Below are 11,112 nucleotides of genomic sequence, written 5' to 3'. Positions count from 1 at the left end.
ACATTTCAAACTTATCATGAAACACACGCTCAAAACAACCCTTCTCGCCGCCGTGGCGCTAGCCTCTGCGGCTGCCACCGAGGCACGGGCCGACTTTGTGGTCGTCGGTTCCCAGAACGACAACCGCATCCTGACGGATACACGTTGGACACGTGACAACGTTTACATCCTCGGACGGGTGATTTTCGTTGCCAATGGTGCCAAGCTCACCATCGAGCCAGGAACCATCATCCGCGGCCTGCCCCCCGCGCTCTCAGGCTTCGCTGAAGAGCCAGGCACCCTGGTGACCGCCCGCGGTGGCAAGGTCATCGCCAACGGCACGGTGGACGCTCCGATCATCTTCACCTCCCTGACGGACACCAATGTCCCTGGGGGTGCGGCAACGGTGCCGACATCCTTCACCAATGCGGTGGGCACGGTCGTTAATGTGACCGCCACACCAGCCAGTGATCTGAACAATTATGCACCTGGTGGTCCGACCGGAAACAATGGCTTCAGCAAGGCCGGTCTCTGGGGTGGCATCATCATGAGTGGCCGTGGTCACGTCGCCGCCAACACGGGCAACCGTGACCTGGATGCAGACGGTATCTGGGATGCACATGCAGACAGCTTGACGGAAAACTTCCGCAAGATCCAGAACGCCGGTGTGGGAACAGACTTCCCTGAAGGCCTCTCCAGCGGTTCCGGCAGCACCGTCCTCAATGGTGACCTTGCCATCTATGGTGGCACGGATGACACAGATGACAGCGGTGTGCTTCGTTATGTGGTGAACCGTTACGGCGGTTTCGTCATCGGCGCGGCTGCCGTGGGCAATGAGATCAACGGCATCACTCTTTGCGGTGTCGGCTCCAGCACGGTGATTGAGCACGTGGAAGTTTACCAGAACAAGGATGACGGTTTCGAATGGTTCGGCGGCAAGCATGACACACGCTTCCTGTTTTCCAGCTCCAACCAGGATGACTCCTTCGACGGTGATGAAGGCTTCCGCGGCAACCACCAGTTCTGGACAGTCATCCAGGGCACGATCAATAGCTCTGGCAATTCGCTGCGCAGCGGTCACGACGGTCTCAACACCGCCATTGGCCAGGTCATCACCGGGTCTGACTACTCGTATGACAAGCTGATGGAGTGGGACGGTGGCGAGCCCGATAACGGTGACCGCCTTCCTATGACAGACCTCTCCGTCTTCAACTTCACCATGCTCGCAGGTAGCACCAAGCGTGAAGGTATGAACCCGAAGCTTGAAGCTCACTTGGCTATGCACAATGGCGTGGTGGAAAACACCAGCACCATGAACAAATCTGCTGAAACCGGTGGTGGTTCCATCACCACGATGCTGACCTGGAGCAACCTGTATGCCTTCATTGCCAATGGCAATAATGGCGACGGCACTCTGGTCAACAGCAGCACCGTGGCAGTCGGTAGCACCACTGCTACAGTCGGGGGCGTGGTCATTCCATTCTTGACCCAGATCAACACAATGCAGACTCCTGGGGCCTCCCAGCTTCGCACCCCATGGCGCTTCTCCACCACCTCCACTCCAGTGGTGCCATGCCCGCTCTACACCAAGAATGGTCTGGATCCCCGCCTGAACCCAGCCGGCGCTGCTTACAACGTGCCTTACGCGGATGACGAAAGAGTCGTCTTGCCAGAAGGTTTCGTGAACGCTGCCTTCGCCGGTTCCATGCGGGATAATAACCAGATGTTTGGCTGGACTTCCCTGGCTGCTCTGGATGTCTTCCCGACCACCAACCTGGCACGCCCAGTCATCACCTTGGACGTGTCCGATAACCATCCGAGCATCAGCTTCCCAACCGCTGGCGCTGACATCAAGTATGTCATCGAAAAATCGGTTGATGGTCGTAGCTGGTCGGTTGTCACAACGAACCCAGTTAGCGATGCTACGACGGTGAGTTACACCGACGAAAGCACCGATGCAGACGAGTCCGTGCTTTACCGGGTCTATGGTCTGTAATCTGCCTGTTTCTCAGTCATAACCTCTCCTGGTGGGGGACGGTGCCTTGCATCGCCCCCCACCATTTTTCATTTGATGAACGCTGTCCTTTTTCTGTCTCTGAAAATCACTCCGGCTTTTTTGGCCGTCTTTTTATCCTTTGCTCACATCGCCGCTGCTGGCGGGATGGAGGATGCGGGTATTGAAAAAGCCCTGGAAGGACTTCCGGGCGATGTGAGGAAAAGCGTGCGGCTGGTGCCAAATTCACCAGCCTTATCCTCCCTTTCAGGTGAGGATCCTTTGTCTGCGGCGCTGCATCTCGCCAGCCGTATCACGGGCGATTCCGATGTCTGGAACCGTCAGATGTATCAATGCGGTAAACAAGCTCTGCTCCAAGGCAGGCTAGAAACGGCACGCCAGGTGGCGGCTAAATTGACCGACTACCGGGCTCCATTACTCCTGCTGGATATCGCGGAGAAAGAGAACACAGCCCAGCCTGCCAAATCCCTGAAATGGCTGCAAACGGCTGCTGGAATGACCCGCATGCTGAAAACCTGGCAGGCGGATATCGTCCTGGCCCGCCTGGTTTATGTCGGCACTCTGTTAAAGCATGATATGCAAATCACCACCCGGTGGTGGCAGTCCATCAAGGACCAAGAAACAAAACTCAGCGCCTCTGCAGGCTTGCTGGTACTGGAATCCGCCCAGACGGGCGTTTTCGATTTTCCAAAACTTAAGGCGGAGTACGTTAAATACGGAGTGGCCAAGCCGATTCCAGAACTGCTGGACACGTCCCGCCGTCTTTTTGACCAGGCACTGGACCGCCTCACCTCCACGGATCCTCAGCAGCATAAACTGGCGGCTGGTCTGGTGGATTCAGCCTGTGCTGTCCTGGCCATTTCCAATGTGGTGCATGCGGAACTGCTGATGGAGACTTCCATCCGCTTTTTCAAAGCCGGGCATGAAGATGTTTCAAAGCAGTTGTTTGAACTGGCGGAAAAGAACTTCGGCGCTCCACATGAAGAGGAAATGCGCCTGATCTATAAGCTGGTGGAACTTTGGACTCTGCGCGGCAAGGCGGAAACAGTCCAGCCTGCATTGGCCGGAGCTGAAACGAATATGCGTAAGTTGGAGCCCATGTATTTACCCTTTGGCCTAGCTTGGTATGCAGCCTCATGGCACATGCTGGGCGAGCCTGAAAAGTCCAGCTCCCTATTGACGGAGGCCGTGACGGAGGCGGCTAAAAATCCTAACCCGCGCATGGGTTATGTGGGTGCATCAGAGGTCTGCCTCTGCTGTGCGAAAACAGGCATGCCCCTAACAAAAAGCATGCTGGATATCATCATCTCCATGTCAGCGTCCCAGGGTAACGAAGAGTAGCAAAAAACCGGTGCATGTTCGGAAAGAATTTCACTCTCATTGATAGCAGGCAAAAGACCTTCTGGCTCTGCGCTTGCAGCCTTGTATTGGCATGTTCACTCCTGGCCCAGGACGGGCAAAGAGGGGGACTGCGCGGGACCGTCAAGGACGCCGACTTTTATGTCGGCGTTTCTGGCGTCAGTATCACCCTGGAGCCTGGAGGGCAGACGGTGCGCACCGATAATGAGGGGCGCTTCTTTGCCAATGACCTGCCTCCGGGCGTTTACCGGATGACGCTCGTCAATGACGGTTACATCCGCACCAGCCAGAGCGGCATCGTTGTCACGGCCGGTTCCGTCCGCGAAGTGGAGGTGGATATGATCGCCGAGGTGGTGGAACTGGACGAGTTCAGTGTGCAGGAGGCCATCGCGGAGGAAAGCTCCGTCATGCCCTTGAGCATTGGTGCCTCGCTCCAGTCCTTCGCCAGTGCTATCTCTCCAGAGCTGCTCAAGAGCGCCGGTTCCTCGGGTGACATTGGCAGTGCGCTGAAGAGGCTGTCCAGCACGGCCGTGGTGGACAGTCGTTACGTCGTCGTCCGTGGTCTGAGTGACCGCTACAACGTAGTCGTTCTCAATGGAGCCCGTCTTCCCAGCTCGGACCCTGACAAAAGAGCGGTGAACATCGACATCTTTCCCACGGGCCTCATCGAGACCGTGGTCAGTTCAAAAACAGCCGTCTCTTCCATGCCTGGTGAGGCCACCGGCGGCTACCTCAACATCGTCACCAAGCGTATTCCCAAGGAGCCGTTTTTTACCATCTCCATGTCCACCGGGTATAACACCCTGTCCACGGGCAGCGGCCAGTTTCTCAGCTATCGTGGTGGCGGAACTGGCTTTCTTGGCTCCGGGGAGTCACGTGAACTGCCCTCCATCATGCAGAACATCAATTCTCTGCCAGGCACTGCAGGGAACCTGACTTACAATGATCCTCCTTTGGACGCCACTGACGTGCGCAATGCCCAGCTATCCGCCAATGCTCTAGCCGCAGCTCGTGCATTGAGCGGTCGTGCCATGGGCACCAGCTACAAGGATGCTCCCATGGATTTCAGCTTCAGTGCCATCGGTGGTACACGCGTGGAAGACTTCATGGGCGGCACCCTCGGTCTCATCGGCGGGGTGACGTATGGTAAAAAATACATCACTGAGGTGGGCATACGCGGCTTCGCCAACATCGGCGCAGGTGTACCGGTGCCGACCCAGGAGTTCTTCTTTGAAAAAGGTTCGGAAAACTTGCTGGCCGGAGCCCTCCTGAGCGCTTCTCTGGAATTCTCACCTGAAAACCAGGTCACCCTCACTTATTTTGGCAACTTCTCTGCCCAGGATGATGCCGTCTTCTCTTACGGTCCGTCCTTGAGTCAGCCGGATTTGCTGATCTTCCGCGAGTTCATGTTCTATACAGAGCGTACTCTCCAGACCCTCCAGCTCAGTGGTGAGCATGTGATGCCAGGCATGGACAATATTAAAATGGACTGGTTGGTCGCCTATAGCGTGTCCTCCCAGAATCAGCCGGACTTGCGCAAATCCAACTATGCTTTCAGCCTGGATCCCGCCGTCAATGCTTACGTCGGCTCGGGAGATCCTGCCCCGCCGGACTTTGAGCGTACCTGGCGTCGTCTGGACGATACCAATTACAACGTGGCGCTCAATTTTGAGATCCCTCTGGATGAAGGTGCCAAAAATGGCGGCACCGGCACCAAGTTTAAATTCGGCGGCAGCTTTGACCACAGCACCCGCGATTACCGCACGGATAACTTCCAGTACACCGGTCTGCCTGATGCCCAGTTGATCGGCACTTACCTCAATCTGGCCCCTGGGCAGCCCCTTCTGAACGGTCCCAGCCCCGACGATAACGACGGGCTGACGCTGGGGGATATCCTCGGCGGAATTGACCTCGTAGACCAAACCCGCGACCCCAACGGCCTGGGCGGATTCCTGGTGCGGGATAATTTCTTTCTCTCACGTGCCTATGATATCCCGGCCCGGGAAGTTTATGAAGCCTCCCAGACCATCCCTGCGGTGTATGGCTCTTTTTCATTCAATCTGAATGACACTTTCGACACCAGCCTGGGCACCCGGCTGGAGGTCACCCGGATGAACATTGCCGTGCAGCGCTTTGGCGATGGCGGCAGCAATTTCGCCAGTGGCAGGTCCGATGATTTCGAAATCAACCGTGCAGACCTCCTGCCTGCCTTTTCCACCCGTTGGAAAATCGCCGACCAGATGGCCATCCGCTCCTCCATCACCCGCACCGTCGCCCGGCCCACGTTCAAGGAAATCGCCCTGGTCTTCTCGCGAGACCCGGAAACAGGAAACTTCTTCGTCGGGAATCCAGATTTGGAGATGTCCTCCATCTTGAACTATGACCTGCGCTGGGAGTGGGATCCGGCTCCAGGGGACCAGTTCGCCGTTTCCCTCTTTGCCAAACAGATCCGCAATCCCATTGAGTTTGTGAACCTGGGCGTCTTTAACACCGCAGAAAACGAGGAAAGCGCCATCCTCTATGGTTTCGAGATCGAGGCCTATAAAAACCTGGGCAGCATCATGGACATCCTTGAAAGCTTCACTCTGGGCTTCAATTACGGCTTCGTTTTATCCAAAGTGGAGCTGAGCCAAAACAGTCAGGAAATCCGTAGGCAGGCAGGTCTCTCGACGGACAGGCCTCTCCAGGGGCAGCCAGATTATACCTTCAACGCCAACCTGACTCATGAGATCAAGGACTGGGGCCTCACCAGCTCCATCTTGCTCAATGTGACTGGCCCGCTTCTCTACACGGTCGGTGGCCGGTTTGAATCCAACCTCACGCCGGACATTTACCAGCGGCCGTTTACCTCCTTGGACCTTGCTTTTTCGAAAAAAATCACGGACAACTGGAGCTTTAACCTACGTGTTTCCAACCTCCTGAACCAACCTCGCGAGCGTTATTTCGATGGGGGGTTGCCATTTTCCGTGACTCAGGTGGGCACCACCTATACCCTGGGCATTACAGGTAAATGGTGAACATAAAGGAATCCCTGACTTGAGCTTTCAGCCGTAATAAGTCATGATCGCCGCTCCCCCCTTTACAAATGCCTCAGGTTTCCATTGTTTGCCCTCATTGCGAAAGCGCTGTCCAGGTTCAGGTCACTGAGGTGGCCCGCTCACGGGCATGCCCTTCCTGTGGCGTGGCATTGATGCTCCAGGTGGCTGAGCGCAGTTCAGGGGTCAAGCGCAAGGCTCTCCTGGTGGCTACGCCGCCCCCAACACCAGAGCCGGACACCATTCCAGACCAGCGCCAGTTCATCGGCCAGCCCTTTGACCGCATGCGGGCAGATCCAGAGCTGGCACGCGTCAGCCGCAAGCTTTTTTTCGGTGTCGCCGCCGTCGCTGGCCTGATCTTGATTGTCACTATCTGGAGCTTGGTCGAGGCCTGGAGTTCAAGTTCCGTGGAGGGGTCCGATTCCGCCACGACTGTTGAACCCGTCCCTGTTTCTGTCTCCATTGCTCCCCCGGCCATTGAGGGCCAGCACCTGCCGCCTCTCCTTTCCCGGCCCATGGATTTTGAGCAGATCGTCAAAAAACGCCAGTCCGAGATGACGGCGAGCATGCAAGAGGCTGGCGGAGAGTAGCTTCTGAATTGATCGGAAAAAACTTTGTGCGATTTTGCAAGAAGGTTTGCGGGCAGCCGTAATTCCTACTGATTCAGATCAAAATACCTCCTCCCGCGCTATGAAAATGCACCCCAATTGCCAAGGCAATCACATTGATCTCCGCAATGGCGTCAGCCGTCGCGACTTCCTCTATGTCGGGATGCTCGGCGGGCTCGGTCTCACCCTGCCGGAGATGCTTCGCCTTCAGGCCGCGCAGAAAATCGCCGATGTGGAGTCCTTCTCTCCCATCGCGGATTCCATCATTCATATCTACCTTCCCGGCGGCATGGCCCAGCATGAGTCCTGGGATCCGAAGCCCTTCGCCTCCCCGGATTATCGTGGCCCCTTCACCCCCATTAAGACCTCCATCCCTGGAGAATACGTGGGTGAAAAATTCCAGAACATCGCCAAGATCATGGACAAGCTGACGGTCATCCGCAGCATGACCCATGGTGAGGCCGCTCATGAGCGTGGCACGCACAACATGTTCACCGGCTATCGCCCTAGCCCCGCCATCAAGTTCCCCAGCTTCGGTTCCATCATTTCTCATGAAATGGGTTCCCGTAACAATCTGCCACCCTATGTGGCCGTGCCAAACGTCGTCGCTCCAGACCAGGGCACCGGGTACATGAGCAGCGCCTTCGGTCCCTTCGCCCTGGGCAGCGATCCTGCGGATAAAAACTTCACCGTCCGTGACCTCCTCACGCCGAAGGACATTGATGACAAGCGCTTTGACCGTCGCCGCTCCCTTCTGGGCACGGTGGACGAGCATTTCCGCACCGTGGAAAAGGCTGATTCCATCAATGCCATGGATAGCTTTTATCAGGCCGCTTACGGTCTCATCAGCAGCAGTCAGGCTCGCGAGGCTTTCGACCTCAACAAGGAAACCGATAAGCTCCGTGACGAATACGGTCGCAATACCGCAGGTCAGCGTTTCCTCCTTGCCCGCCGTCTGGTGGAAGCAGGCGTGCGCATGGTTTCCGTCAATTACGGTGGCTGGGACCATCACAGCAACATCAAGGGTGCCTTTGATGGCCAGGCTCCAGCCTTTGACCAGGCCTTCGCCCGTCTCATCACGGACCTTGCGGACCGTGGCATGCTGAAAAAGACACTCGTCATGGTCAGCTCCGAATTCGGCCGCACGCCGAAGATCAATGCCACCAATGGCCGTGACCACTGGCCACGCGTCTTCTCGGTGGCCATGGCTGGCGGTGGTGTCAAAGAAGGTTACATCCACGGTGCCTCTGATTCCCTCGGTGGTGAGCCAGACCGCGATGCTGTCGGCCCGGAAGACCTTGCCAAGACCATGTATCGCCTCCTCGGCATTAACGGTGAAAAACGCATCATGTCCGACGGTGGCCGCCCAGTTGATATCGTCAACGGCGGTCGCATCATGAATGAGTGGATCGCCTGATGCCTCCCCTCTGCGAAGCCTGAAGTTTAAAGGCGGTGTGGAGTCATCCACGCCGCCTTTCACTTTTCCAGACCCCAGGCTCTCATGGCTGCAATAAGTCAGGCCACGTTTCACGTAGTTATCTCCAGCTTCTCCCCCTTTCGCCAATGAACGTTCGTCACATCCTCGCCCAACTCACGGTGGCCTTTCTCGCAGGGATCACCCTGCACGCTGCCTACCCGGAGTTCAATTCCACCCAGCCCAATGGCGTGCAGCGCGGTACTGAAACGAAGCTGACCATCACGGGCGACCGTCTGGAAGACTTCGAAAGCCTGATCTTTTTCAACCCAGGGTTCACTCAAAAGAGCGTGGATAAGGTCGAGGCTAAAAAGGTCGAAGTCACCATCGCTGTCGCTCCCGAGGTAGAGCCGGGCAATCACCTGCTTCGTGTCCGCACCCGCACGGGCGTCTCGCATGCTCGCCAGTTTTTTGTCGGCCCTTATCCCAATGTCGTCGAAGTGGAGCCGAATTCTGAGTTTGAGTCCGCCCAGGCTATCGGGTTGGATCAAACTATTGAAGGGGTGATCAAGACCGAGGATGTGGACTATTTTAAACTCAGCGTAAAGAAGGGGCAGCGCATCAGCCTGGAAGTGGATGGCCTGCGTCTTGGCTATACAGTCTTTGATCCCTACATCGCCATCCTGGATAAGGACCGTTTCGAAAAAGCCTTCTCGGATGATACCATCCTCCACCGCCAGGATGGTTACTGCTCCTTCGTGGCCGAATACGACGGCGAATATTACATCATGGTTCGCGATTCTTCGTATCGCGGTGGCAATAACAACTACTACCGCCTCCAAGTCGGCAGCTTCCGCCGTCCGGATGTCGTTTATCCCGCCGGTGGCATGCTGGGCAGCACCACGAAAGTCCGCTTCATTGACAAAGACGGCTCTTTTGAGGAAGAGGTGAAATTGCCCGCTCAGGAAGATCCAAACTTCAATCTTTTCTCCAAAGGTGCCGAAGCCGCCCCCTCAGGAAACCCTTTCCGCCTTGTCCCTTTTGACAACACTCTGGAGGCCGAGCCTAACAATGAACAGGCTGCAGCCACCCCAGTGACCATTGCTGAGCCTGTCGCCCTCAATGGCGTGATTGAAACTCCTGGTGACGTTGATTTCTTTAAGATCCCTCTGAAAAAGGATCAGCAGGTCGTCCTCCAGGCCTTCGCTCAGAGCCTCGGCTCGCCTCTCGATACTGTCGTCGCGATTTATAACGTCAAAGGCGGGCGTGTCGCCTCCAATGATGACGGTGGTGGCCGTCGTCGTCTCGATAGCAAGCAGACGCTCAAAGTGCCTGCCGATGGCGAATATTTCATCAGTGTGACTGATCACCTGGAACGTGGCGGACCTAACTTCGTGTATCGCATCGAACTCGTATCTTCACAGCCGGAATACACCTTTGCCTCGCCAAATTACAACGTTAACGACTCCCATTCCCGCCAGTTCATCGCCGTTCCGCGCGGTGGCCGCATGGCCTTGTTGGAAAATTTTTCCCGCAACAATGTCAGCGGTGATTTTAAGTTTGTGGCTCCCAACTTGCCCGCTGGCGTGAAGTTGCTGACCGAAATCGCCCCCAATGACCAGCCCGGCATCCCGCTGCTTTTTGAAGCCGCACCCGATGCTCCTCTCGGCCATACGACCGTACCTCTTCAGCTCACCTCGGTGGACCCCAATGTGAAAGTCGTCGGTAAAATGCGCCAGGAGTTTGACGTCGTCCGCCAAGGAAACGTCATTTATTATACCGAAGTGCGCGATGAACTGCCTGTGGCCGTGGTGGAGGAAGCCCCATATTCTCTGGAAATCGTCAAACCTTCCGTTGCCCTCGTCAGCCAGGGTATCCTGAATTTGAAAGTCGTCGCCACTCGCAAGGAAGGCTTCAAAGCCCCGATCCGCGTTCTCATGCTTTGGAAGCCTAACGGCATCAGCACCCTTGGGGAGCAGACCATCGCTGAAGGTCAGAATGAATGCACTTTTGTGCTGGATGCCAATGCCAATACACCCGCCGGTGTCTGGAAATTTGTCGTCATGGGCGAGGCCGATGCTGGTAATGGCCGCATTTACAATGCCTCACCCTTCTGCGAGGTCACGACAGCTCCCGCATACGTCAATGCCCCGGCTATCCCACTGACTGCCGTCGAGCAGGGCCAGGAAACCGTCATGGTTGCCAAGATTGAGCAGCTTCTTCCCTTTGAAGGTGAAGCCGTCGCCTCCATCGTCGGTGTGCCGGAAACCATTCCTGTGGAATCCGCCAAAATCACCAAAGACACCAAGGAAGTCGCTTTCAAGGTCACCACTCACGACAAATCACCTGTAGGCAAGCAGGCCAACCTTTTTGTCCGAGTGGAAATCCCCGTCGCCGGAGGCACCACCACGCATCGCATCGCTCTCGGCTCCACCCTCCGTATTGATGCCCCTCGCAAAGTCGTTGCCCAACCAGCCGTCGTTGCAGAAGCCAAGCCCAAAGAAGAGGCCAAGCCCGCCGCCCCCAAGCAGCTTTCCCGCCTCGAGCAACTCCGCCAGGAAGCCGCCGGTAAATAAATCTCCGTAGCCGCCCGCACCAGCGGGTGGGTTCCCCGTAGCTGCCCGCACCAGCGGGTGGTGTTCCCGTAGTAGGCGTTTACTCTCTCGCCCCCCTTATCACGCGCTGTTTCTTCGCCACTTCGCC

At 56.5% G+C, this 11,112-nt stretch carries 6 protein-coding genes; all 6 read left to right on the top strand.

The window, feature by feature from the left end:
• Positions 1 to 16: 16 nt before the first annotated feature.
• The 6 genes from EI77_RS00605 (at position 17) to EI77_RS00580 (ending at position 10,985) form a co-directional block, all read left to right on the top strand.
• Complete coding sequence (locus EI77_RS00605) at positions 17 to 1,975, top strand: hypothetical protein (RefSeq protein WP_133792821.1); 1,959 nt, start codon at positions 17 to 19, stop codon at positions 1,973 to 1,975.
• 75 nt (positions 1,976 to 2,050) lie between these two features.
• Complete coding sequence (locus EI77_RS00600; protein ID WP_133792820.1) at positions 2,051 to 3,334, top strand: acetate and sugar kinases/Hsc70/actin family protein; 1,284 nt, start codon at positions 2,051 to 2,053, stop codon at positions 3,332 to 3,334.
• 86 nt (positions 3,335 to 3,420) lie between these two features.
• Positions 3,421 to 6,369 (top strand): TonB-dependent receptor, encoded by a 2,949-nt coding sequence (locus EI77_RS00595; protein WP_166646934.1) that lies wholly within the window; start codon positions 3,421 to 3,423, stop codon positions 6,367 to 6,369.
• Positions 6,370 to 6,437: 68 nt separating this feature from the next.
• A complete protein-coding gene (locus EI77_RS00590) occupies positions 6,438 to 6,977 on the top strand; it encodes a hypothetical protein (protein ID WP_133792818.1) in 540 nt (179 codons plus the stop codon).
• 106 nt (positions 6,978 to 7,083) lie between these two features.
• Positions 7,084 to 8,412 (top strand): DUF1501 domain-containing protein, encoded by a 1,329-nt coding sequence (locus EI77_RS00585; RefSeq protein ID WP_243838628.1) that lies wholly within the window; start codon positions 7,084 to 7,086, stop codon positions 8,410 to 8,412.
• 146 nt (positions 8,413 to 8,558) lie between these two features.
• Positions 8,559 to 10,985 (top strand): PPC domain-containing protein, encoded by a 2,427-nt coding sequence (locus tag EI77_RS00580; protein ID WP_133792816.1) that lies wholly within the window; start codon positions 8,559 to 8,561, stop codon positions 10,983 to 10,985.
• Positions 10,986 to 11,112: the final 127 nt, after the last annotated feature.

Source organism: Prosthecobacter fusiformis (assembly GCF_004364345.1).
GTDB classification, from domain to species: domain Bacteria; phylum Verrucomicrobiota; class Verrucomicrobiia; order Verrucomicrobiales; family Verrucomicrobiaceae; genus Prosthecobacter; species Prosthecobacter fusiformis.
This window is presented reverse-complemented; position numbering and strand designations above follow the sequence as displayed.

Bases quoted from the DNA above. Each gene is read 5' to 3' on its own strand.
- EI77_RS00585 (WP_243838628.1), top strand. From the start codon at position 7,084: ATGCACCCCAATTGCCAAGGCAATCACATTGATCTCCGCAATGGCGTC.
- EI77_RS00605 (WP_133792821.1), top strand. From the start codon at position 17: ATGAAACACACGCTCAAAACAACCCTTCTCGCCGCCGTGGCGCTAGCC.
- EI77_RS00600 (WP_133792820.1), top strand. From the start codon at position 2,051: ATGAACGCTGTCCTTTTTCTGTCTCTGAAAATCACTCCGGCTTTTTTG.
- EI77_RS00580 (WP_133792816.1), top strand. From the start codon at position 8,559: ATGAACGTTCGTCACATCCTCGCCCAACTCACGGTGGCCTTTCTCGCA.
- EI77_RS00590 (WP_133792818.1), top strand. From the start codon at position 6,438: ATGCCTCAGGTTTCCATTGTTTGCCCTCATTGCGAAAGCGCTGTCCAG.